The sequence below is a fragment of the Naumannella halotolerans genome (genome assembly GCF_004364645.1).
GTDB classification, from domain to species: Bacteria; Actinomycetota; Actinomycetes; order Propionibacteriales; family Propionibacteriaceae; genus Naumannella; species Naumannella halotolerans.
The window spans coordinates 169,459-192,910 of record NZ_SOAW01000001.1; the positions used below are offsets into that span (position 1 = coordinate 169,459).

The 23,452-nt window shown below is 66.7% G+C and carries 20 protein-coding genes; 11 read left to right on the forward strand and 9 right to left on the reverse strand.

The window, feature by feature from the left end:
- Nucleotides 1-22: 22 nt before the first annotated feature.
- Entirely contained in the window at nucleotides 23-559 is a 537-nt protein-coding gene (locus CLV29_RS00820; RefSeq protein WP_133753208.1) for a TetR/AcrR family transcriptional regulator, read from the forward strand.
- 179 nt (nucleotides 560-738) lie between these two features.
- Here CLV29_RS00820 and CLV29_RS00825 read toward each other — a convergent pair whose 3' ends face one another.
- The gene (locus tag CLV29_RS00825; protein ID WP_208292698.1) at nucleotides 739-2,124 is read right to left on the reverse strand and encodes an amidase; all 1,386 of its coding nucleotides are present in this window, start codon (nucleotides 2,122-2,124) and stop codon (nucleotides 739-741) included.
- A 259-nt stretch (nucleotides 2,125-2,383) separates the two neighbouring features.
- Between CLV29_RS00825 and CLV29_RS00830 the strand changes: the two genes are divergently transcribed.
- The 6 genes from CLV29_RS00830 to CLV29_RS00855 all read left to right on the forward strand — a co-directional run bounded on the left by CLV29_RS00830 (nucleotide 2,384) and on the right by CLV29_RS00855 (nucleotide 10,418).
- Nucleotides 2,384-3,910, forward strand: a complete 1,527-nt coding sequence (locus CLV29_RS00830; protein WP_133753209.1) for an ABC transporter substrate-binding protein — start codon at nucleotides 2,384-2,386, stop codon at nucleotides 3,908-3,910.
- Nucleotides 3,911-3,913: 3 nt separating this feature from the next.
- On the forward strand, nucleotides 3,914-4,867 hold the full coding sequence (locus tag CLV29_RS00835) for an ABC transporter permease (protein WP_133753210.1): 954 nt from the start codon (nucleotides 3,914-3,916) through the stop codon (nucleotides 4,865-4,867).
- Nucleotides 4,864-5,679, forward strand: coding sequence for an ABC transporter permease (locus tag CLV29_RS00840; RefSeq protein ID WP_133753211.1), 816 nt, complete (start codon nucleotides 4,864-4,866; stop codon nucleotides 5,677-5,679). Before CLV29_RS00835 ends, CLV29_RS00840 begins: the two co-directional genes overlap by 4 nt.
- Before the next feature lie 6 nt (nucleotides 5,680-5,685).
- Nucleotides 5,686-7,314 (forward strand): dipeptide ABC transporter ATP-binding protein, encoded by a 1,629-nt coding sequence (locus tag CLV29_RS00845; RefSeq protein ID WP_133753212.1) that lies wholly within the window; start codon nucleotides 5,686-5,688, stop codon nucleotides 7,312-7,314.
- A 63-nt stretch (nucleotides 7,315-7,377) separates the two neighbouring features.
- Nucleotides 7,378-9,981: a glutamate--cysteine ligase gene (locus tag CLV29_RS00850; RefSeq protein ID WP_208292699.1), complete on the forward strand. Its 2,604-nt coding sequence runs from the start codon at nucleotides 7,378-7,380 to the stop codon at nucleotides 9,979-9,981.
- Complete coding sequence (locus CLV29_RS00855; protein ID WP_133753213.1) at nucleotides 9,978-10,418, forward strand: hypothetical protein; 441 nt, start codon at nucleotides 9,978-9,980, stop codon at nucleotides 10,416-10,418. The genes CLV29_RS00850 and CLV29_RS00855 overlap by 4 nt, the downstream gene beginning before the upstream one ends.
- A gap of 131 nt (nucleotides 10,419-10,549) precedes the next feature.
- On the opposite strand, the gene CLV29_RS00860 is transcribed toward CLV29_RS00855, so the two are convergent.
- The 3 genes from CLV29_RS00860 to CLV29_RS00870 form a co-directional block, all read right to left on the reverse strand.
- The gene (locus CLV29_RS00860; protein ID WP_133753214.1) at nucleotides 10,550-11,269 is read right to left on the reverse strand and encodes a hypothetical protein; all 720 of its coding nucleotides are present in this window, start codon (nucleotides 11,267-11,269) and stop codon (nucleotides 10,550-10,552) included.
- A gap of 17 nt (nucleotides 11,270-11,286) precedes the next feature.
- On the reverse strand, nucleotides 11,287-12,066 hold the full coding sequence (locus tag CLV29_RS00865; protein ID WP_133753215.1) for an alpha/beta fold hydrolase: 780 nt from the start codon (nucleotides 12,064-12,066) through the stop codon (nucleotides 11,287-11,289).
- A 62-nt stretch (nucleotides 12,067-12,128) separates the two neighbouring features.
- Entirely contained in the window at nucleotides 12,129-12,905 is a 777-nt protein-coding gene (locus CLV29_RS00870; RefSeq protein ID WP_208292700.1) for an LLM class flavin-dependent oxidoreductase, read from the reverse strand.
- Nucleotides 12,906-12,990: 85 nt separating this feature from the next.
- Here CLV29_RS00870 and CLV29_RS00875 point away from each other — a divergent pair, with 85 nt between their 5' ends.
- On the forward strand, nucleotides 12,991-13,362 hold the full coding sequence (locus CLV29_RS00875) for a VOC family protein (protein WP_133753216.1): 372 nt from the start codon (nucleotides 12,991-12,993) through the stop codon (nucleotides 13,360-13,362).
- Between the two features lie 135 nt (nucleotides 13,363-13,497).
- Here CLV29_RS00875 and CLV29_RS17140 read toward each other — a convergent pair whose 3' ends face one another.
- Complete coding sequence (locus tag CLV29_RS17140) at nucleotides 13,498-13,971, reverse strand: SRPBCC family protein (RefSeq protein WP_133753217.1); 474 nt, start codon at nucleotides 13,969-13,971, stop codon at nucleotides 13,498-13,500.
- A 956-nt stretch (nucleotides 13,972-14,927) separates the two neighbouring features.
- On the opposite strand from CLV29_RS17140, the gene CLV29_RS00890 reads away from it, so the two are divergent.
- A complete protein-coding gene (locus tag CLV29_RS00890; RefSeq protein WP_133753218.1) occupies nucleotides 14,928-15,590 on the forward strand; it encodes an enoyl-CoA hydratase-related protein in 663 nt (220 codons plus the stop codon).
- Nucleotides 15,591-15,627: 37 nt separating this feature from the next.
- Here CLV29_RS00890 and trhA read toward each other — a convergent pair whose 3' ends face one another.
- Nucleotides 15,628-16,284, reverse strand: coding sequence for a PAQR family membrane homeostasis protein TrhA (trhA, locus tag CLV29_RS00895; protein ID WP_133753219.1), 657 nt, complete (start codon nucleotides 16,282-16,284; stop codon nucleotides 15,628-15,630).
- Nucleotides 16,285-16,484: 200 nt separating this feature from the next.
- On the opposite strand from trhA, the gene uppS reads away from it, so the two are divergent.
- Nucleotides 16,485-17,255: a polyprenyl diphosphate synthase gene (gene uppS / locus CLV29_RS00900; RefSeq protein WP_133754944.1), complete on the forward strand. Its 771-nt coding sequence runs from the start codon at nucleotides 16,485-16,487 to the stop codon at nucleotides 17,253-17,255.
- Between the two features lie 403 nt (nucleotides 17,256-17,658).
- Nucleotides 17,659-18,978, forward strand: coding sequence for an RNA 5'-3' helicase PhoH2 (locus CLV29_RS00905; protein ID WP_424991520.1), 1,320 nt, complete (start codon nucleotides 17,659-17,661; stop codon nucleotides 18,976-18,978).
- A 17-nt stretch (nucleotides 18,979-18,995) separates the two neighbouring features.
- Here the strand turns inward: CLV29_RS00905 and CLV29_RS00910 are convergent, their stop codons facing one another.
- The 3 genes from CLV29_RS00910 to CLV29_RS00920 form a co-directional block, all read right to left on the reverse strand.
- Nucleotides 18,996-20,687, reverse strand: coding sequence for a hypothetical protein (locus CLV29_RS00910; RefSeq protein ID WP_133753220.1), 1,692 nt, complete (start codon nucleotides 20,685-20,687; stop codon nucleotides 18,996-18,998).
- Between the two features lie 143 nt (nucleotides 20,688-20,830).
- Nucleotides 20,831-21,355 (reverse strand): GNAT family N-acetyltransferase, encoded by a 525-nt coding sequence (locus CLV29_RS00915; RefSeq protein WP_166649088.1) that lies wholly within the window; start codon nucleotides 21,353-21,355, stop codon nucleotides 20,831-20,833.
- 20 nt (nucleotides 21,356-21,375) lie between these two features.
- Nucleotides 21,376-22,782: a class II fumarate hydratase gene (locus CLV29_RS00920; protein ID WP_133754946.1), complete on the reverse strand. Its 1,407-nt coding sequence runs from the start codon at nucleotides 22,780-22,782 to the stop codon at nucleotides 21,376-21,378.
- Between the last annotated feature and the right edge of the window lie 670 nt (nucleotides 22,783-23,452).

Consider the following 23,452-nt stretch of genomic DNA (forward strand, 5'->3'; position numbering starts at 1 on the left):
CTCCTTCGGTACTGTGCGGACCATGGCGCGACCACCGGCAGCACGGGACAAGGTCCTGCAGGCCTTCGCCGAGCTGGTGGCCGCCGAGGGTGAGCAGGTGGCGACCCTGGATGCCGTCGCCGAACGCGCCGGGGTTTCCAAGGGAGGACTGCTCTACCACTTCGGATCCCGGGAGGCCCTGCTGGACGGTTTGCTGGAGAAACTGCTGGCCTACGGTGAGGAGGATCTGCAGCAGATGGCGGCCGATCCCGACGGCCCCGTCACCTACTACCTGCGTACCTCGGCCAGGTCACCCGGTGGGTTCAACGACTTCTACCTCGCCGCCTCGCGGATCAGTGGCCCGAACGCCGAGCGGGCGCGCGGTGCGCTGATGCAGCTGGAGCGGGGTTGGTACGACGCCCTGCTGGAGGCCACCGGTGATCCCGCGGTGGCGACCACGCTGCTGCTGCTGGGCGACGGGCTCTACCTGAAGGCCCTCCGGGGTCAGCAGGACCTGGCGGTGGAGAACTGGAAACAGATCGAACCCCTGATCACCCAGTGGGTGGGCGAGCGCGACTGAGGCGCCCGCTGTCATCCATTCCGCAGGAAATGCGCCCAACGGGGGCGGATGGATGCGTGTCCTGCGGAACGGATGAAGACCGCGGTTCGGGGTCGTCCGGTTCCCTCAGACATCTGTTCCGCAGGAAATGCACCCAACAGGGGCGGATGGGTGCGTGTCCTGCGGAACGGATGGAGACATCAGCCGATCGGCCAGACCGGGGTCGTCGACGCCGGGCGGTGGGTCTCGAACCAGGCCATCGCGTCCAGCACCAGGTCGTCGGTGAACCGTTGGCCGGCGATCTGCAGGCCGATCGGACGGCCGTCGCCGGTGAAACCGCAGTTGACGGTACCGGCCGGCTGGCCGCTCATGTTGTACGGCACGGTGAAACCGATGTGGGCCATTCCCAGATCCTGCTCGCCGAACGGCATCGGCCACTCGGCCGGGAACGCCGCCACCGGCGCCACCGGTGACAGCACCAGATCGCAGCCGGCGGTGAGGTCGACGGTACGCCGCTGCAGCGTACCGATCGCGTGGTAGCAGTCCATCAGCTGCTCACCGCTGGTGCCGGCCGCCTGCTGCACCCAGCGCTGGATGAACGGCAGGGTCAGTTCCTGCCGGTCGCCGGGCAGGATCTGCTGGTCCCGCAGCGACCGTACCCGCCAGAACCGGTCCAGATCGGTCAACACCCGGTCGCTGCAACTGCCGGGGAGTTCCACGATCTCGGCGCCGCTGTCGGCGAACAGATCCACCGCGGCGGTCACCGCGGCCGCCACCTCGGGGTCCACCGCCATCCCGTCGCCCGCCTCGGGCTGGAACCCGATCCGCAACCGTGAAGGGTCGCTCGCCCGGGGCTGGGTGCCGAGTGGGGGCAGACTCGTCCAGTCGCCCTGCGCAGGGCCGGCGAGGACGTCCAGGAGCAGCCGCGCGTCCTCGGCGGTACGGGTGAGCGGCCCGGCGGCCCGTCCGAGATAGGGCGCACCGAGCGGGATCAGGCCACCGGTCGGTTTGAGGGTGGCCAGGCCGAGCCAGGTTCCGGGCAGGCGGATCGAACCGCCGATGTCGCTGCCGACGTGCAGGGGCCCGAATCCGGCGGCTGCGGCGGCACCGGCACCCGAACTGGACCCGCCGGTGGTCCAGGCCGGATTCCACGGGCTGCGGGTGATCCCGTGCAGGCTGGACACCCCGGAGGACAACATGCCCCAGTCCGGCATCACCGTCGACCCGAGGATCACCGCCCCGGCTTCGCGCAGGCGGGTGGTGATCGGGTCGTCGTGCTCGGGGATCACCGGGATCACCGCAGCATTGCCGCTCGGCATCGGTACGCCGGCCCGGGCGATGTTCTCCTTCACCGTCACCGGTACCCCGTCCAGCGGCCCACAGGGGTGGCCGTGCCGCCAGCGCTCGGCACTGGCCCCGGCGGCCGCGGACGACTCCGCCGGGTCGCGGATCCAGAAGGTGTTCAGTTCGGGCTCGCGTCGGCTGATCTCGGCCTGCACCGCATCGTGGACCTGCACCGGATCGAACCGGCCGTCGGCGAAACCCTCCAGCAGCTGATGCGCGCTCAGTTCGGCCAGTGAAGTCACCTCTGCTGCTCCTCACGATCGGGTGCTCGCAGCGTATCGCCGGGCCGGCGGCGCTGCAGTGGCGTACGGGAAGCTGATCATCGACGACCGGAGGGCAGACGCCGCGGGGCGCAAGGCTGCGCCCGGCAAAGGTCACACATTGCCCACGGTTCGGGAGATCGGCTCCCCTCCGGGAGCGGTGGGCCCTACGCTTCGGCATTGTGCGCACCGCATGCCGGGGCAACGCAGCCCAGGGCACCCGCAACGGGAGGACACGTTGATGAAGAACAGCTGGCAGCGAGCCGGGCTGACGATCGGCGCCATGATCGCGATGGTCGTCACGGCCGCCTGTTCGGCCGGAGCCTCGCAGGAGCAGGGCGGCACCACCGAGGAGGAGGCGCCGACGAGTCTGCAGGTGGGTCTGGTCGCCGAACCGGCCAACCTCGACTTCACCACCACCGACGGCGCCGCGATTCCACAGGTGTTGCTCTACAACGTCTACGAGACCTTGGTGAAGGTCGACTCCGCAACCGGGGAGATCGTGCCCGCGCTGGCCGAGTCCTGGACCGTCAGCGAGGACCGGACGACCTACACCTTCCAGCTCACCCCGGATGCCACCTTCAGCAACGGCAAGACCTTCACCGCCGAGGACGCGGTGTTCTCCATCGAGCGGGTGCAGGAGGACTGGACCATCTCGTTGAAGTCGGCGATGGACAAGGTCGAGTCGGCCGAGGCGATCTCCGACACCGAACTGCAGGTCACGCTCAATGAGCCGTCGAACGACTGGCTCTACCGGATGACCACCCGGATCGGGGCCATGATGACGCCCGAGGGGGTCGACGATCTGGCCAATGCGCCGGTCGGCACGGGCCCCTACACCTTCGGTGAGTGGCAGCGTGGTACCTCGATCAGCCTGAACCGCAATGACGATTACTGGGGTGCCGTCCCGGCTTTCGCCGAGGTGGTGTTCCGCTACTTCGAGGATCCGACCGCGCTGAACAATGCGCTGCTCAGCGGTGACATCAACATCGTCGGTACGGTGCAGGCACCCGAATCGCTGGCCCAGTTCGAGGGCGACGACCGTTTCCAGATCATCGAGGGCACGACCAACGGTGAGGTCGTGTTGTCGTTCAACAACTCGACCGAGCCGATGAGTGATCCCGAGGTACGCAAGGCAGCCCGGACCGCGATCGACCATCGGGCGCTGCTCGACACCTGCTGGGCCGGCCGGGGCACCCTGATCGGGTCGATGGTGCCGCCCACCGACCCGTGGTACGAGGATCTGACCGATGTCTACCCTTACGATCCCGAAGCGGCCCGGAACCTGCTCGCCGGATCCGATCATCCCGGCGCCACGGTCCGTCTGCGGATCCCGGCACTGCCGTACGCGGTGGCCTGTGGCCAGGTCGTGCAGAGCCAGCTCGAGGAGGCCGGTTTCACCGTCGAGCTGGACCAGCTGGAGTTCCCCAGCCAGTGGTTGCAGACCGTCTTCACCGATGCCGACTACGACATGTCGATCGTCTCCCATGTCGAACCACGCGACATCGGTGCGGTCTTCGGTGACCCGGACTACTACACCAAGTATGGGGACCCGGAGTTCGTCGAACTGCTGGAGGCCGCCGACACCGGTGACGAGACCGCGCAGGTGGAGAACATGCAGGCCGCAGCACGCAAGCTGTCGGAGGACGCGGCTGCGGACTTCCTGTTCCTGTTGCCGAACCTGATGGTCGCCGATGCCGACATCACCGGCCTGCCGGAGAATGCGATCAGTGAGTCCTTCGACCTGTCGAGCCTGGGTACGAGCTGATCGATGGCCGTTGCGCTGCGGCTGGGAGTCCGCCTGTTGCTGTTGATCGTCGGGGTGTTCGTCTCCTCGGTGCTGGTCTTCGGTTTCATGGCGGTGCTTCCCGGTGACCCGGCGGGGGTCGCGCTCGGCGTCAACTCCTCGCCGGAGGCGATCGCGGCCCTGCGTACCCAGTTCGGTCTGGACCGGCCGCTGCCGGTGCAGTACCTGGACTGGATCGGCGGGTTCCTCACCTTCGATCTGGGGGAGTCCTGGATCTCGCGTACCCCGATCGCACCGTTGATCAGCGACGGCCTGCAGGTGAGTCTGTGGTTGGTCGGGGTCTCGATGGTGCTGGCGATGGTGATCGCGGTTCCGTTCGGGTGCCTGATGGCGCTGCGGAACGGCAAACCATCGGGTCTGCTGCTCTCGGGGATCTCCCAGGTGGGGATGGCCGTGCCGGCCTTCCTGGCAGGCATCGTGCTGGTGACCGTCTTCGCGGTGAAGCTGCGCTGGTTGCCGGCCGGCGGCTGGACCGTCCCGGCGCAGGACCCGCTCGGCTTCCTGGAGAACCTGATCATGCCTGCCCTGGCCCTGGCGCTGGTGCAGTCCGCGGTGCTGGCCCGCTACGTCCGCAGCGCAGTGCTGGACGTGCTGGGGGAGGACTATCTGCGCACCGCCCGGGCGAAGGGATTGCGGCCGGTGCAGGCCCTGATCCGCCACGGACTGCGCAATGCTGCCATCCCGGTGGTGACGGTGCTCGGTCTGCAGTTGACCACCTTGATCATCGGCGCGGTGGTGATCGAGCGGGTGTTCGTGATCCCCGGGATCGGCTCGGTGCTGTTGAACGCGGTCAGCAGCCGGGACCTGATCATCGTGCAGAACGTGGTGATGGTGCTGGTGCTGATCGTGCTGGTGATCAACTTCCTCGTCGATGCGCTCTACGTGGTGATCGACCCGCGGTTGCGGAGCAGCCGGTGAGGCGCAATCCGAGTTTGCTCGTCGGTACGGTGGTGGTCGCGATCATCATCGGCAGCGCACTGATCGGTCTGGCCTGGACACCTTGGGATCCGACCTATGTGAACGCCGTCGATCGGTTGCAGGGACCGTCGGGGCGTCATTGGTTCGGCACCGATGCGCTGGGGCGCGATGTGTTCAGCCAGATCATCGTCGGTGCCCGTACCACCTTGTGGGTGGGCGTCGTGGCGGTCGGTGTGGCGGCGCTGATCGGCGTACCGCTTGGCATCGCCGCCGCCATGTTGCCGCGGATCCTGGGGGAGTTGCTGTCCCGCGGGGTGGATCTGCTGCTGGCCTTCCCCGCCCTGCTGCTGGCGATCATGTTCACCGCCATCTACGGCGGCAGCACCGAGGTGGCGATGATCGCGATCGGTATCTCGACCGTACCGATCTTCGCCCGGGTGATTCGCTCGGGAACCCTGCAGATCCTGCATGCCGACTACATCCTGGCCGCCCGGGCAGCCGGCCGAGGTCCGCTGTGGATCGCGGCCCGGCATGTCCTTCCCGGGGTGGCGAGCCTGATCATCGTGCAGGCCTCGGTGTCCTTCGCGATCGCGATCCTCGCCGAGGCGGCCCTGTCCTTCCTCGGGATGGGGACACCGCCGCCGGTTCCGTCCTGGGGACGGATGCTGTCGGAATCCCAGCAGTTGTTGTTCACCGCACCACGATTGGCGATCATCCCGGGCGTGGCGATCGCACTGGCGGTACTCGGGTTCAATCTGCTCGGTGACGGTCTGCGGGACCGGTTGGATCCGCGACTGGCCCGGGGGAGGTGAGGTGTGATGCGCACAGTGCTCGGCGTGGAGGATCTGAACATCGGCTGGGAACGGGGGTCGTTGGTCCGTGGTGTCAGTTTCAGCGTCGGCGCCGGGGAACGCGTCGGCCTGATCGGTGAGTCCGGTTCGGGCAAGTCGCTGACCGCCCTGGGCACCATCGGTCTGTTGCCGCAGGGTCTGCGGGCCACCGGTGCGATCACCCTCGGTGATCATCGGTGGCAGGCGCAGACGGCGAAGGAGTCCGCACTCGCGCGCCTGCGGGGAAAGACCGTGTCGATGGTCTTCCAGGAACCGATGACGGCGCTGAACCCGACGATGCGGGTGGGGGAACAGGTCGCGGAGGTGATGGTGATCCACCACACCGTGGAGTCCCGGGCTGCCGCCCGCCGGCGCGCGGTCGAGTTGCTCGGCCAGGTCGGGCTGGCCGACCCCGAGCAGGCTGCCCGCGCCTATCCCCACCAGCTCTCGGGCGGCCAGCGGCAACGCGTGGTGATCGCGATCGCGATGGCCAACCATCCCGCGTTGTTGATCTGCGACGAGCCGACCACCGCCCTGGATGTGACCGTGCAGGCGCGGATCTTGGACCAGATCGTGCGCAGTGTCAGTGCCGAGGACGCGGCTTTGTTGTTGATCACCCATGACCTGGCGGTGGTCGCCACGGTCTGTGAGCGGGTGCTGGTGATGAACGACGGCGAGATCGTCGAGCAGGGGACCGTGGAGCAGGTGCTGACCGATCCGCAGCATCCCTACACCAGGAAACTGATCACCGCCTCCGAGCTGTCACCGAAGGATCCCGGGGAGGTGGCTGATCCGCGACCGATGGTGACCGTGCGGTCGCTGACCCGGCAGTACCGGCGATCGCGTGCCTCGGTGCTGCAGCGGGCTCCGGTGGTCGACGCCCTGCAAGGGTTGGACTTCGAGGTGTCCACAGGGGAGAGGTTCGGCATCGTCGGTGAGTCGGGTTCGGGCAAGTCGACGCTGCTGCGGATCTTGGCCGGCCTGGACCAGCCCACCAGCGGCACCGTGCACGTGAACGGGACCCAGATCACTGGTCTGTCCGAGCGACGGCTGGGTTTCCTGCGGGACGAACTACAACTCGTCTTCCAGGATCCCGCGGGTTCCCTCGATCCCCGGATGCGGGTGGCCGACATCATCGGTGAGACCCTGCGCCGGGAGACTCCGGCGGCCAAGGCCGCCCGGGTGGCCGAGCTGCTGGAACAGGTCGGCCTGCCACCGGAGTCCGGGCGGCGGTTCCCGCATCAGTTCTCCGGTGGCCAGCGGCAGCGGATCTCGATCGCCCGGGCACTGGCGCCCCGGCCGTCGATCCTGCTGGCCGACGAACCGGTGAGTGCCCTCGACGTCTCGGTCCGCGCCCAGGTGCTGGACCTGATCTCAGACCTGGTCGACGACCTTGACCTGACCCTGATCTTCGTCTCCCACGACCTGTCGGTGGTCCGGCACCTGTGCGACCGGATGGCAGTGATGCATCGGGGAAGGATCGTCGAGCTCGGTCCGGTGGAACGGATCTGGGCAGACCCTGCCGATCCCTACACGCGGCAGTTGATCACCGCCGTACCCGACATCCGGCGGGCGCTCGACGGAGGCGGCACCGAGGATCTGTTGCTGCCCGGCTGATGAACCCGTGTGAATTCTGCCGATTGGTGCCTGTGTCCACGACCGGCGCTCTATGGTGAGGCCATGACGTCCGGGGGCAAGGTCCGAAAACTGGGCGTCGAGGAGGAGTTCCAACTCGTCGATCTCGACACCCGGCGACTCGTCTCCCGGGCCGAGGACATCCTCGCCGCACTGCCGCCGGACATCTACGTCGCCGAGATGCAGCGCTTCGTCGTGGAATCGAACTCCTCGGTCTTCAGCGACCTGTCGGGGCTGCGGGACAACCTGCTGAAGAACCGGCGGACGCTCAGCGCGACCGCCGAACGATTCGGCGTGGGGGTCGCGGCCGCGGGAACCATGCCCTTGTCGATCCCGGCCGATCTGCAGGTGACCGAGACCCCGCGGTATCGACGGATGCTCGCCGACTACCAGCTGCTCGCCCGCGAACAACTGATCTGCGGCACCCAGGTGCATGTCGATGTCGTGGACCGGGACGAAGCGGTCCGGGTGGCGAGGCGGCTGGAGCCATGGATCCCGTTGTTGCTCGCCCTCAGCTGCTCCTCGCCGTACTGGTCCGACGGATCCGACACCGGGTACGCCAGCGCCCGCACCCTGGTCTGGCAGCGCTGGCCCACCGCCGGTCCGGCCGCACCGGTGTCCTCGGCCGCCGAGTACGACGCACTGATCGAGCAACTCGTCGCCTCCGGCGTGATCACCGATCCGGGCATGGTCTACTTCGACATCCGGCCCTCGGCGCATCTGAACACCCTGGAGTTGCGGATCTGCGACTCCTGCTCCTCGGTGGAGACGATCGCCGCGATCGCCGGTCTGTTCCGGGCACTGGTCGTCCGGGAGGCGGAGCTGCTGGCTGCCGGACTGCCACCGATCGCGTCGATGCAGGCGCCGATGGTGCGCGCGGCGATCTGGCAGGCCGCCCGCTCGGGGATGGAGGGTGAGCTGATCGACCCGCTCACCGGCCGCCCCCGGCGAGCCAGCGATCTGCTGTTGGAACTCACCGAGGCACTGCGGCCGCAACTGGAGGAATCGGGGGACTATGCACTGATCTGTGACCTGGTGCACCACGCGCTGCGGATCGGCAGCTCGGCCTCACGCCAACGTCGGGTGATGCGCCGACGCGGTCTGCTGACCGATGTGGTGGACCTGATGGTGGCCGAGACCGCCGGCCAGCCCTCGGCAGCCCTGCTGCCGCTGGAGGGCGGCAGCATGCTGCTCGGCTACCGCAGACTGGATCGCGACGAGCTGCCCGCCAGCGGTTCACCGGCCTACGACGAGGCGATCGACGAGCGGGGCGAACCGCGCCCGCTCTATGCCGACGTGCTCGGCGCGGTCGACCGGATCGGGCCGGTCTCCTTGCGCCGGATGCAGTATGCGGTGGAACGCGAACAGGGACGCCAGGGGGTGACCTTCCGGGCCACCGGGTCGCCACGGGCCAATGTCTTCCCGCTGGACCTGATCCCGCGAGTGGTGACCGCCGAGGTGTGGCAGGAACTGGCCGACGGACTCGGTCAACGCGCCAAGGCACTGAATGCCTTCCTGCGCGACATCTACGGCGCCCAGCAGATCATCGGCGACCGGATCCTGCCGCCGGAGCTGTTGGACCGGGCACCGGGTTTCCGGTCCATCGGCCGGATGCCCCGGTGGCAGACCGTCCGCAACCACATCAGCGGCTTCGACCTGGTGAACACCGGGCCGGGGGAGTTCTCGGTGCTGGAGGACAATCTGCGGGTACCCAGTGGAATCGGGTACGCGATGGCGAACCGGGCGATGATGGACCAGTTCGGCGCCGACGTGCCGCATCCCGGAGAACTGTTGTCCACCGAGTCGATCCCGCAATTGATCGTCGACACCCTGCGCGCCGCCGCACCACCGGGTGCCGACGGTGATCCGCATGTGGTGCTGGTCAGTTCAGGCTCGACGGATTCGGCCTGGTTCGAGCACACCATGATCGCCGAGCGTGCCGGGATGCCCTTGCTGGGCACCGACGATCTGGTGGCCAGGGACGGCTGCATCTACTGGCGCAAGCGAGGCAAGGAACGCCGGATCGATGTGATCTACCTGCGGATGGAGGAGGACATGTTGCTCACCTCCAGCGACGGGGAGGGCAATCGGTTGCGGCAGGGGATCGTCGATGCCATCGGTTCGGGGAATCTGTCGCTGGTCAACGCACTCGGCAACGGAGTCGCCGACGACAAGGCGATCTATGCCTTCGTACCGGCGATGATCGAGTACTACCTGGGGGAGAAACCGCTGCTGCCGCAGATCCCGACCTGGTTGTGCGCCGAACGTGATCAGCGCGATTTCGTACTCGCCAACCTCGATCAACTCGTGGTCAAACCGATCGACGGATTCGGTGGTACGGGAATCACCATCGGGCCCTCGGCGACCGAGCAGGAACTGGATGCGCGGCGCGCGGAGTTGTTGGCGAATCCGGAGCGGTTCATCGCCCAGGAGGTGCTGAAACTGTCGACCCACCCGACGTTCGACGGTGAGGGGCTGCATCCGCACCACATGGACCTGCGGGTGTTCATCCACCTGCGGGCACAGGGGGAGGACATCGAGAGCCTGATCGTTCCCGGCGCACTGACCCGGGTCGCCCCGGCGGGCTCGTTGATCGTCAACTCCTCCCGGGGCGGTGGCGGCAAGGACACCTGGATCCTGCATCATTGACCGCAGCGGCCGCCGATGTCGGCGGCCACGTCGGTACGGCCATGTTGGCCCGAGATGATGAGGTGACGATGAAGGACTTCACAGTCGAAACTCCTGCCTGGGCCGACGACGCAAGTCGTTTCGAGTCCTTGGGTGACGGTATCTACCGGGATCGGCAGGAGGGGGAATCCGGTGAGCCGAAGCTGTTGCTCTCGTTCACCTATGAGGAGGACGACGACAGTCAGTACCCGCTGGAGGATCTGCTCGACAAGTACCTGCTGAGTCTTTCCGCCGAGACCGAGTTCGTGAGCGATCCGCAGCCCGGTGATCGGGCCACGATGGAGTTCGAGGGCGAGGTCGACGGACTGCGGCAGGCCGCCGCGCTGGTCGGACGTACCGTCCGCAACCAGGTGACCACCACCGACGGCCGCGAGTACGTGAGCATGGTGATCGAGTAGGGCAGACCGCTCCCGGTCGCGAACTGCACGCGCGGTCATGCACGGTGTTGGCCAGTCCGCTCAGCAGGCCCAGTCGAAGGCCGGAGAAGTCGGCGACGGGCATCGCCGCGGGGGCTGTTCGGTGGCTTCGCTCACCGCTGTGCCCTGGACTCGGCGGCGCGCCAGGTGTGGGGTGCGATCGCCGCGGAGAACTCCTCGCGCAAGGACTTCGCGGCCGGGCCGCATTCGAGATCGCGGGAATGGAATTCGGACTCGGGGTGATGCGGGCCGGAGGATTCGATGCGTCGGGCGAGTTCGTCGAGCGCGCGACGCCCGCGCAGGCGGCAGTCCGCGGCCTCCTCGGCCGAGAGCCGGATCAGTGCGCTGCTGTCGACGACCGTGACCGGTGAGTAACGGGCGCTGAGGAAGAGGTCCTCGCCGCGTCCGGCGAGGAACCACTCACCGGGTCGGTGATCGAGATAGCGCATCGACTGCTCGTGTGCGGTGATCCGCTCGGGATCGGCCCAGGACTCGATCGGCGGGACCGGCTCCAGCGGATGCCGCAGGGCCTCGTTGTAGGAGCAGTACTCCACGGTGGGAGGGCCGCCGCGAACCAGGGTGAAGCAGATGATCCGGCCCGACCGGCCGTCGGGCAAGGCGACGGCAACGACGGTGTCGTCGTGCAGGACGACCCGGCCGCCACCGGGGAAGTGCAGATGACGCGATGCCAGGGTGGGGTCACCGATCCGGAGATCCCGTACCTGTTCGTGAGATCCGCCGAAGGCCGCCACCAACCGCTGCACCTGGCGGGACGACTCGGAGCGTTCCATCGCATCGAGGACGATTCCCAGCCGAGTGTTGGTCAGTGACATGCCAGTAGCATCCCAGCTCAGAAGTTCTCCGCCCGGTGCAGCCAGTCGCGGACAAGTGCACCGACGACCTCCGGCTGCTCCAGGTGGAGGTTGTGCCCGGCACCGTCGAGGACGACGAAGGTGCCGTGCGGGTAATGGTGCTGGAAGGCCAGTCCGTCCTCGTACCCGACTACCTGATCCTGCCTGCCGAAGAGGTGCAGGGCAGGTGCTGGGAAGGCTGATGCTGCCTCGGTCTCCGGTGAGTACGCGTCGGTGTAGGAAGCGCTCAGGCGATCGAGCACGTGTTGATCGCAGCCACGTAGCCCCGGTAGGACGTACTCCTCGAAATCACGCAGCATCGTCGGTGTCTGCAGGACCGTCATCTCCTCGAAGGCACCTCGCCATTGCCCCGCCCGGTCAAGGACCTCGGGGTCGTGCACCACCACTTCGCGGGCGGGGAGTGTCCGGCGAGCATGATCCGGCTGGAGCACACCGGCGAGCGTGGCGACTCCCAGGCACTGTTCGGGTAGCGCATGACTGACATGGCGAGCCAGTAGCGCCCCGAAGGAGTTGCCGAGGATGGCGAACGGACCGTCGCCGACGGTCCGGACCACCTCGTCCAGCACGGTGTCGGCAAGTTGTCTCGGGGTGCGCTCACCGGTGTCGGTGGCTCGCTCGGCCCAAGGAAGGTCGATGTAGATGCGCTGCCAGCGTTCGCTGCCGACGGATCGCTCCAACGGAAGCAGGATCCGGTGATCAACACCGAAACCATGAACCAGGAAGAGCGGAATGCCCTCACCGTGCACGGCTGCGATCATCGTCGGATCCTAGCTTCTCCGGACGCGCACAAGGCCACGTCCTGGGGACGTGGCCTTGTGGTTCAGCGCCAGCCGAGTTCGGGTGCGACCTGGGTGAGGATGCTCTCGATCACGTGGGCGTTGTAGTCGACGCCGAGCTGGTTCGGCACCGTCAACAACAAGGTGTCGGCCTCGGCGATCGCTTCGTCCTCGGCGAGTTCCTTCGCCAGCACATCGGGTTCGGCGGCATAGCTGCGGCCGAAGATCGACTTGGTGGAGTCGATCACACCGATCTGGTCGTTGGTGTCACGGTCGCTGCCGAAGTAGGCGCGGTCGGTGTCGTTGACCAGGGCGAAGATGCTGCGGCTGACCGAGGTACGCGGTTCGCGCTCGTGGCCGGCCTCCTTCCACGCCTCCCGGAAGGTACGGATCTGCTTCGCCTGCTGGACGTGGAAGGGCTCGTTGCTCTCGTGGTCTTTCAGCGTCGACGACATCAGGTTCATACCCAGCTTCGCCGCCCAGCGAGCCGTGGCATCCGAACCGGCACCCCACCAGATCCGGTCGCGCAAGCCCTCCGAATGCGGCTCCAGACGCAGCAGGCCCGGCGGGTTGGGGAACATCGGGCGCGGATTCGGTCGGGCGAATCCCTCACCCTTCAGCAGTTCGAGGAAGACCTCGGTGTGGTTGCGGGCCATATCGGCATCCGACTGGCCCTCGGCCGGGGCGTAACCGAAGTAGCGCCAACCGTCGATCACCTGCTCGGGCGATCCCCGGCTGATGCCCAGTTGCAGCCTGCCACCGGAGATCAGGTCGGCCGAGCCGGCGTCCTCGGTCATGTAGAACGGGTTCTCGTAGCGCATATCGGTGTTATGACACCCGAAAGGTCATTTCGCCCAAGCTGTTCAACCACTAGTACGTCTGTGCGCCCGCCTGTAGCATCGGCTCATGATCACTTCAATAGCTTCAGCCGTACTCTACGTTAGCGATCAAGACTCCGCACTGGAGTTCTACAGGGACATTCTCGGCTTCGCTGTAGTCATGGATGCCGATATGGGTGAAGGTTCACGTTGGTTGGAGGTCAAGCCTGGCGAGGCTCAGTCGTCCATCGTGCTCGCCTCGGCTGAATCGTTCGGAAAGCAGCCCGGCGACGGCGCATTCCTGACGTTCGCGGCTGACGATGTCGCGGCCACAGTCGAAGAATTGCGTGCCCGCGGCGCGACGACCTCCGATGTAACACGCGAACCTTGGGGCACCTATGCAACAGTCGACGCTCCCGATGGTCACAAGCTCCAGTTCAACCAGCGTCCTCAGAATTGACTATCCTCGGCGTTGTCGCGCTATCGGAGTTGTGCGATACCTAAGACGAAAATGACAGCAGAGATTCACTCCGATGAGATGGCGAGGTGGGCTGTGTATCGCTGGGATTTTTTCATCACATCTGCCCGCCGAAACTTAGCCCGGTGCATTGAGATTAACGATTGTTGAGTGGATCTGCCAGAACATCGACCAAGGCAGAGGTGTCCCGAGCGCGGACCCTTCGAAGAATGTAAGGTGCACAGGCCAACCATCGCGATAAGACCTGACGAGGTCGGCGAGGCCGGAGTGCGTCAACGTGAGCGATGTGGCATCGCCATAAGGAGCCAGGCTCCACGTGACATCGGTGCGCGGCTCATCGGGGAACTTCCACGAATAGGTCAACGCACGCAAGACTTCAGACTTCACAACCGTCGACTCACATAGATACCCGTCGCCATGGTCTATCGCGAACGACGACCCCGAGGAAATCGAGCCAGAGACGACCGTGCCAAGCCACTCTCCAATGTGAGACGGCGTGGTCAGAGTCTCCCACGTTCGAACGACTGGAGCGTCGATGACCCACTCGACATGCAACTCTGATTCGTCGGTCTCGATCGAAGTTAACGGCATCTAATCACGCTATCGCAAGGTGTGCTTCGCCGTCACTGTATGCCATCGCCAGTCATTCCCTCGTCGCCTCAGTTCCCGAACCAGATGCTCGGGATGTCTTCTGCGCACGTCGACAAATCGAGGTACCGGAGAATAGTTCCGTCACAATCTACTGCACCATACTTGCCGACCGGCACGTTCATCGGCGGTATGACCCAAGAGCTAGTGCCGCCGAGGCCGATCGTCGACAAGTCGTCGACTAGCAGCACTGGACCCGCCCCAAGAGCTCGCTCTGAAGGGTCGTCTTCAACCATCACAAAAGCGCGCTCATTCGCTCCGACAATCGCCGTCTGCGGATCCGGCCTCCACAGAATCTCGAGACTTCCCCCAACGTAAGCGGCGACAGTCCGCGCAAGATCATTCGTGGGAATCATGGTGAAAGCGTGCGCGAGAATCTTCATAACTCAGCCCTCAACTGCTGAACTGGGACTCGACACCGTCGTCGAAGTCTTCAAAGCTCACTGTAGCGTGTTTCGATGTTGTGGCACCGGTTCCTCCAGTGCGCCGCTTTCGATCACCCCAGGGTGCTACTTCTGGTCGGATCGCTCATAGTCGATGAACTGCGCATCGTCGTTGACGGAGGTTCCCCGGTATTCCTGTTGCTGTCCACTGGCGGGCGTAGTGGTGCACCCGGAAGTAGGCGCCGTCGGCGCCGAGTTCCTCGGCGGCGACAGCCAGGTCGATGGACTGCAGTAGTACATCGGAGGCACTGCGGGTGCCGGAGTGCGGGGACGGCGTCCAGTGGCCGAACGACAGGAATCCAATGTTCTTCACATACTGTTGAACGATCAACCGGTGGATTTATTCCCGACGGTGACGGCGGACGCGCACCCGAACAGGTTCGGCCCGGCTCCGATGTGGCAGGCTGGCCCGGCAGCTCGGACGAGTTCTGCCATGGCGCGACGAAGGGGCCGACGATGCCGACCATCACCCGTACCGACACCGCCTGGGTGTTCGACCTCGGTGCCGACGAGAACCGCTTCTCACCCCCGTGGCTGGACTCGGCGGAGGATCAGCTCGGACAGGTCGCCGCCGATCCCGAGGTGCTGCCGCTGATCACCAGTGGCCAGGACAAGTTCTTCTCCAACGGCCTCGACCTGGAGTGGGTGTTGGCCAATCGCGACCAGTTCCACGACTACGTCGCGCGTACCGAACGCTTCCTGGCTGCGGTACTGACCCTGCCGGTGCCGACCATCGCCGCGATCAACGGCCACGCGTTCGGAGCCGGCGCGATGCTGGCGATGTGTCACGACCAGCGGGTGATGCGAACGGACCGAGGTTTCTTCTGCCTGCCGGAGGTGGATCTGCCGCTGCCCTTCACTCCCGGGATGCAGGCACTGCTGACCAGCACCCTGCCCGCCTCCACCGCCCGGGTGGCGATGACCACCGGCCGCCGTTTCGGTGGTGAGGCGGCGGTGGCTGCCGGCATTGTCGAGGCGGCGGTGACGATCGAGGAACTGCCGGCGACCGCAGCGGCGATGGTCGAGGGTCTGGCAGGCAAGGATGCGGCCAACCTCGGCAACATCAAGTCGGCACTGTTCGCCGAGGTGGTGGCCAAGCTCGGTTCGACCGCGGAGTGATCACCGGGAGACCGGCGGGTACGCCTCGGGCAGCGGTTCAGGCGGAGTAGGCGGCGACGCTGATCGCGGCGTAGTGGCAGGCGAAGGCCAGCACGGTGCACAGGTGGAAGATCTCGTGGAAGCCGAACCACTGTGGTGACGGGTTCGGGGCCTTGCGTGCATAGACGAGTGCGCCGAGGGAGTAGAGCAGGCCGCCGGCGATGATCAACCCGACGACCAGCGGTCCGCCGTTGTCCCAGAACGGTTTCAGCCAGCCGACCGCCGCCCAGCCGACCGCCAGGTACAGCAGGGTGTAGAACCAGCGCGGTGCGCTGAGCCAGAAGATCCGCGACAACAGGCCGAGGATCGCCGCACCCCAGACCAGCCCGAGCAGCCACCACCGGTCGGCGCCGTCGAGCAGCAGCAGGGCCATCGGGGTGTAGGTGGCGGCGATGAAGATGAAGATGTTGGCGTGATCCATCCGTCGCAGGATCGCCGAGCCCTTGGTTCCCCAGCTGAAGCGGTGGTAGATCGCACTCGTACCGAAGAGCAGCACCGAGGCGGCCAGGAAGACCGCACCGCCGATCTTGCCCGGCTGGGTCGGGGCGAAGATCACCAGGACGATCCCGGCGGCCAGCGACAGCGGCAACATGGCCGCATGCAGCCAGCCGCGCAGCTTGGGTTTGAGTGGGGCCAAACCCATGTCGGCTGTCATCGTCGCCCCTCGCTCTGCAGCATCCTGCAGCTAAAACTTACGGAACCGTAACTTACGGTCTCGTAGGTAGCGTATCCCCTTCATCACCGGAGGCAAGCACACATCGGCGATCCCAGCACTGGTCTAGTCTTTCGGTTGTGTCGAGCATCCTCACCGGGCCCCTGCGTGCGCTGCAACGCCTGCGCGACCGGGTCTCCGGGATGCGCCCGCCGGACCTGTTCTACTCCACCTACGAACATCGGCTGCTGGCCGAACTGGACACCGACAAACTGCCCCAGCATGTTGCGGTGATGGCCGACGGGAACCGTCGCTGGGCCCGACTGAACGCCCCCGGGCAACCGCTGGCAGCCGGTTACCGCGCCGGTGCAGACCGTTTGGAGGAATTCGTCGACTGGTGCGCCGAGGCAGGGATCGGACTCGTCACCTTGTGGGTGCTGTCCACCGACAACCTGCGCCGCGCCGACGCCTCGGAGCTCGGGCCACTGCTGGAGGTGATCGCCGAACTGGTCGAGGAGCTCGCCGACAATGGCCATCGGCGGGTGCAGCTGGTGGGGGCGCTCGACCTGTTGCCGATCGAGGTACGGCAACGATTGCAGGCCGCCGAACGCCGCAGCAGTGCCGATGCGCCGATCCACGTCAACATCGCCATCTCCTACGGCGGACGACACGAACTGCGGGACGCCTTCCGGTCCCTGCTGGCCGATCAGGCGAGCAAGGGCGTCAGTACCGCCGAGTTGGCCGACATCCTGGAGATCGAGGACATCGCCGACCACCTCTACACCGCCGGTCAGCCCGATCCGGACCTGGTGATCCGGACCTCCGGTGAGCAGCGGATGTCGGGATTCCTGATCTGGCAGTCGGTGCACAGTGAGTTCTACTTCTGTGAGGCCCTGTGGCCCGACTTCCGCAAGGTCGACTTCGTCCGGGCGCTGCGCTCGTACTCCCAGCGGGAGCGTCGCTTCGGACGCTGAGCGGTATCGGCGGTTCACCGCGCGTGTTGTGGTCGGCTGTCGATCCTGCGAGGTGTCCAACTCGCTGTAACGAAACGTTCATCCGCAACCGGGCGAGTCGGTGTGTCGTACCCCGCCGGGCGCCGTAGCGTCTGTGCCGTGACCGGTGGGGAAGCCGGTCACCCGGAAGGAAGTCATCCATGACAGACCCGGCAGGACACGGTCGCTGGACCGTGCAGCCCCGGGCCCGCGTTCGGCACGAGGTGTCGATCACGGGAGCGGGGGAGAGGTGTTGCGGCCGAGCCGCCGTACCACCCCCGATCTGCCGTGCAGGGGCATCACCAGCCCCCGACCAATCCCGGCCCATCACCTGAAAAGGTGGGGCCGGACTCGGTGAGGTGCGGCCCCACGGCGAGGACAAACCGTGTCATTGAGCACCGCCCACACCGCCGCAGCCGCTACGACGCGCACCATCGTCATCGACACCTCGGTGTTGTTGAGCGATCCGCACGCCATGCGTCGATTCGCCGAACACGACGTGGTCCTGCCGGTCGTCGTGATCACCGAGTTGGAGGGCAAACGCCACCATCCCGAACTCGGCTACTTCGCGCGTACCGCGCTGCGACATCTGGACGACCTGCGGATCAAGTTCGGCCGACTCGACGCCCCGGTCCCGGTGAACGAGGAGGGCGGCACCATCCATGTCGAGCTCAACCACACCGATCCGACCGTCCTGCCCAGCGGGTTCCGGCTCGGGGACAACGATTCCCGGATCCTGGCCGTCGCCCTGAACTACCGCGCCGAGGGTCACGACGTGGTGCTGGTCAGCAAGGATCTGCCGATGCGGGTGAAGGCCTCCTCGGTCGGCCTGCCGGCCGAGGAGTACCGCGCCGATGCCGCCATCGAGACCGGGTACACCGGGATGGCCGAACTCGAGGTCGATGCGGGTGTGGTCGACCGGTTGTACGCCGACCAGGTGATCGATCTCGACGAGGCTCGCGACATCCCCTGCCATTCCGGGGTGGTGCTGCTCGGCGGCGGTTCCTCCGCGCTGGCCCGGGTCACCCCGGACAAGCAACTGCGTCTGATCAACACCGACCGCGACGCATTCGGGCTGCACGGTCGCTCGGCCGAGCAGCGAGTCGCCCTGGACCTGTTGCTGGATCCGACGATCGGTGTGGTCTCCCTCGGCGGTCGTGCGGGTACGGGCAAATCCGCCCTCGCCCTGTGCGCCGGGTTGGAGTCGGTGCTGGAGCGGCGTCAACACTCCAAGGTGATCGTCTTCCGCCCGCTGTACGCCGTCGGCGGTCAGGAGCTGGGATACCTGCCCGGTTCGGAGAGCGAGAAGATGGGGCCGTGGGCGCAGGCGGTCTTCGACACCCTGAGCGCGGTCACCGACAAGAACGTGATCGACGAGGTGGTCGACCGGGACCTGCTGGAGGTGCTGCCGTTGACCCATATCCGTGGCCGCTCCCTGCACGATGCCTTCGTGATCGTCGACGAGGCGCAGTCGTTGGAACGCAATGTGCTGCTGACCGTGCTCAGCCGGGTCGGTCAGGGCTCGCGGGTGGTCCTCACCCACGACGTCGCCCAGCGGGACAACCTGCGGGTCGGCCGGCACGACGGCGTGGTGGCCGTGGTGGAGAAGCTGAAGGGGCACCCGCTGTTCTCCCATGTCACCCTCACCCGCTCCGAGCGTTCGCCGATCGCGGCGCTGGTCACCGAGATGCTGGAAGGTGAGTGATCATCGCATCCTGATGGTCACAACTTCGCGGTGAGCACCAGCTCGTGCTCGGGATGCGCGGTCTCCACGACGGCGTCGGCCTCGCCCATGGCGAGCAGGCCGACGACCACCGCCGGGGCGACCGCGTAGCCGATCACCGCATCACCGGCCTCGGCCAGTTGGCCCAGGTCCAAGGCCATGGCCATGGATCCCGAGCCGTGGGCGACCAGCGCGGTCATCGTCGCCGCCCACATGGCATAGGCCAGGAAGAGCAGCAGGCGTGGGGTTCTGGGCAGCCGCGGGGAATCCCGGCGGGTGAATTCGGCCTCGGTCAACAGCAACCAGACCAGACCGATCAGCAGTACCGCCAGTTGTGAGCTGCCCACCAACGATTCCAACGGCTCGGCCACGTAGATCCGGTAGGGGGAGATCAACAACACCAGCAGAGCCAGCGCCAGGACGAACCATCGCCGGTCGGTGAAGCCCGATCGCCCCCATCGCGGCAGGGCCAGCGCGACCGCGATCACCGCCAGTGCCGCTGAGCCGACGGCACCGCTCAGCGAGGGCAGCTCAGCCAGGATGCGGATGCCGGCGAAGGCTGCCATCACCGCGATCGCGGCCGCCAGCACCGCGGCGGCTGCATCCGCACGCCGGATCGCCTGCACCCCGATGATCACCGCTCCGGTCAGCAGCACACCGTCGGCGAGCACCCCGGAGCCGAGCGGCAGGGTGAACCACAGGCTGTCGACCATGTTGAGCAGACCCCAACTGCCCAGCAGCAGACCGAAGAGCATCCCGCGATCGGCCAGGGACTGGGTGATCCGCAGTGGTTGCGGGGCAGAGGCCCCTCGTCGAGCGGCCAGCGACATCGCAGCCCAACAGGCACCGATGCTGATCAGCATGTGGCCGATCGTCAGTGCCGTCGCCGATCCGCCGATCCGCAAGCCGGTGGAGACCCCCAACCCGACCACCGGCACGGCCAGCAATCCGGTGACGACCGGCCAGATCCGGGCCTCGGTCAGGTCGCGCAGCGCGGTGAACGTGTAGACGCCGAGATTGACCGCCACCTGGGCGAACGTCGTCCCGGCCGCAACCGCCAGCGGTACCGAGACCGGGATCAGCAGGGCCGCCACCATGGTCAGCGCGTCCGATCCCAGCACCGAGGCCCGGGTGCTGATCAGTGATGGTGCCAGCTGGGTACCCGCCAGGCCCAGCGTGGCCAGGATGGTGGTCGACCACCGAAGCTCCCCACGGGTGCCGGTGATCGTGGCCACCAGCATCAGGATCGCCCCCACGGTGATGCTGATCAAGCTCAGCGCAGCGCTCAGCAGGTTGCCGCCGTCCAGCACGGCGAAGACGCCGACCAGCCAGGTGACGACACTCACCACCAGCAGCACCAGCCAGCAGCCGATCCGCCAGGCCCAGCCGAGACCGAGGGAGGCCAAGTAGGTGAGGAGCATCGTGAACCAGTAGCCCAGCGCGACCGGAAGATCGGCGGTCCGAGCGATGTCGAAACGATTCACCGGCGTGGTCCGGTCCACCACCACGGCCGAGACCAGAACGGTGATGATCAACACCGCGTACATCAGATAGGCGCCGACGATCACACTCGGCAACGGTCGCCGCCAACCGCGCGGATCGACATGCCCGTCACGGACCGGGACGACCAGGGTTTCCCGCAACGCAACCACAGCGACTCGACCGGGTACGCGCAAGGAGGGGACAGCCACGGGACCACTATGCACAGGCGAGGTTTCCCCCGACCAGTTCGGGGCTGCGCCGGCGGCTCGTTCCCGGACCGGGGCGACTCGCCGAGAGCCCGACGGCGACGGCGCCGGACGTCGACGGCACCGGAGTGGACGGTGCCGCCTGATCAGTCGGTACGGATCAGCCGGCGCATCGCCATGTTGGCCCAGGTAGGGCCGGAATCGGCATCGATCCCCTCATCGACGAAACCGTGTCGCTGGTAGAACTCGACCGCCCGGCGGTTGCTCGCGAACACCCACAGATAGGCCCGGTCGGTTCCCAGGGCCCGCTGCAGCATCGCCTGGCCGAGGCCTCGTCCCTGGGCGCGGGGCAGTAGATAGAGCTTGATCAACTGGTGCTCGACCCGCGGGGCGGGGAAACCGAGTTCGATCTCCCAGCCCTGCGGTCCGGGCCCGGTCTCGGCCACCCCGAGCGGGCCCTCGGCATCCTCGGCCAGCCACAGCGCGTACCGAGGGTCGGCCAGGGCAGCGGTGGCCTCGGCCAGTTGCTCGGCTGTCTCACTGCGGCGCAGGGAGGCGAACTCGGGGCCGAAGTCGTAGGTGGCGATGGTGGCCTCGATCAGCGTCTCCACCCAGACGGTGACATCAGCGAGCCGGGCACGACGGATGGTCGTACCCGGCTCGGTGTGCACCGCGGGAGGGTGTTCGCCGCTCAGCTCGGCCGCCTGGTCATCGCCAGCACGTCGAGTGCGGTGTCGAGCTGCTCCTCGGTCAGCAGGCCGTCGCTGACGTACCCACGCTCGACCACGACCTGACGGATCTTCTTGTTCTCCTTCAGCGCCTGCTTCGCCACCGCGGCCGCGTTCTCGTACCCGATGTACTTGTTCAACGGGGTGACGATGGACGGCGAGGACTCGGCGAGATGGGTGCAGTGCTCGACATGGGCGGTGATGCCATCGACACACCGGTCGGCCAGCAGTCGCGAGACCGCCGACAGCAGCCGGATCGATTCCAGGACGTTGCGCGCCATCATCGGCAACATCACGTTCAGCTCGAAGTTGCCCGTGGTGCCGGCGAAGCCGACCGCTGCGTCGTTGCCGATCACCTGCGCGCCGACCTGGATGGTCGCCTCACACATCACCGGGTTCACCTTGCCCGGCATGATCGACGAACCGGGCTGCAGATCCGGCAGCGCGATCTCGCCGAGACCGGCCCGGGGTCCTGAGCCCATCCAGCGTAGGTCGTTGGCGATCTTGACCAGGGAGACGGCGATGGTACGCAACACCCCGGAGGCCTCCACCAGACCATCGCGTGCACCCTGGGCCTCGAAATGATCCTTGGCCTCGGTCAGCGGAAGACCGGTCTCGTCGGCGATCGTGGCGATCACCTTCGGCGCGAACCCGGGCGGGGTGTTGATGCCGGTGCCCACGGCGGTCCCGCCGAGCGGCAGTTCGGCGACCCGCGGGAGGGCGGCCTCGATCCGCTCCACGCCCAGCTGGACCTGCCGGGCGTAACCGCCGAACTCCTGGCCGAGGGTGACCGGGGTGGCATCCATCAGGTGGGTACGGCCGGACTTCACCACCTCGGCGAACTCCGTGGCCTTGCGCTGCAGCGACTCCTCCAGATGGCGCAGGGCGGGGATCAGGTGGTTGATCAACGAATCGGTGGTCGCGATGTGGATCGCGCTGGGGAACACATCGTTGGAGGACTGGGAGGCATTGACGTCGTCGTTCGGGTGCACCGAAGGTCCGGCGTCACTGGCCAGGCTGCTGATCACCTCGTTGGCGTTCATGTTCGACGACGTGCCGGAACCGGTCTGGAAGACGTCGATCGGGAACTCCGCGTCGTACTTGCCGGCGGCGACCTCGGCAGCGGCGGCGGAGATCGCATCGGCGACATCGGCGTCCAGCACACCCAGCTCTGCATTGGCCTTGGCGGCGGCACCCTTGATCAGTCCGAGGGCACGGATCAGGGCCGGCTCGATGGGCGTACCGGAGATCGGGAAGTTCTCCACGGCTCGCTGGGTCTGGGCCTTCCACAAAGCGTTCTTCGGCACCCGGACCTCGCCCATGGTGTCGTGCTCGATGCGGTACTCCGTTGTCGGGTCGTTCTCAGTCATGGTTCCATTCTGCCCCTTTCCGGCGCTTCGGTGTACCCGGTGGATGGCGTAGTCGATGTGGTGTCCGTCGCGTTCGACAGCGACCTCGATCAGGTCGGTCTCGCCGAGCCGAGCCAGCCGCTCGGCCAGGTCGTCGGAGCGTTGCTGACACCAGATCGCGAGCACACCGCCGGGGTTCAGGGCGGCCACGGCTGCGGTCAGCAGGTCGGGTTCGTAAAGCTCGGCGTTGCCGGCATGGATCAGGAAGTCGGGGCCGTTGTCCACGTCGAGCCCGATCGCATCGAAGCTCCGGCCGGGCTCGGTCAGCAGGGCGCTGACATCGGTGTGCAGAAGCGTGGTTCGCGGATCGGCGCCGACTCCCGCGAGCTGCTCGGTCAGACCCTGGTGGGCCCACTCGATCAGTGGCTCCTCGATCTCGGCGATCACCAGATCGGAGAGGTCGGACTCGAGCAATCGGGCGGCGGTGAACCCCAGACCGAGACCACCGAGCAGGATCGTCGATGCCGGCAGCAGGGCCTCAGCCAGGGCTCGTTCGGACTCGACCTCGGCGGAGTCCATGGCGAATGTGCCGTTGACGATCAGTTCGTGCACCGCCCCGGTCCCCGTGCCACGGCGGCGCAGTGCGATCTCTCCCCGTTCGGTACGTGCCCGGGCGAGGGTTCGGGGTGGT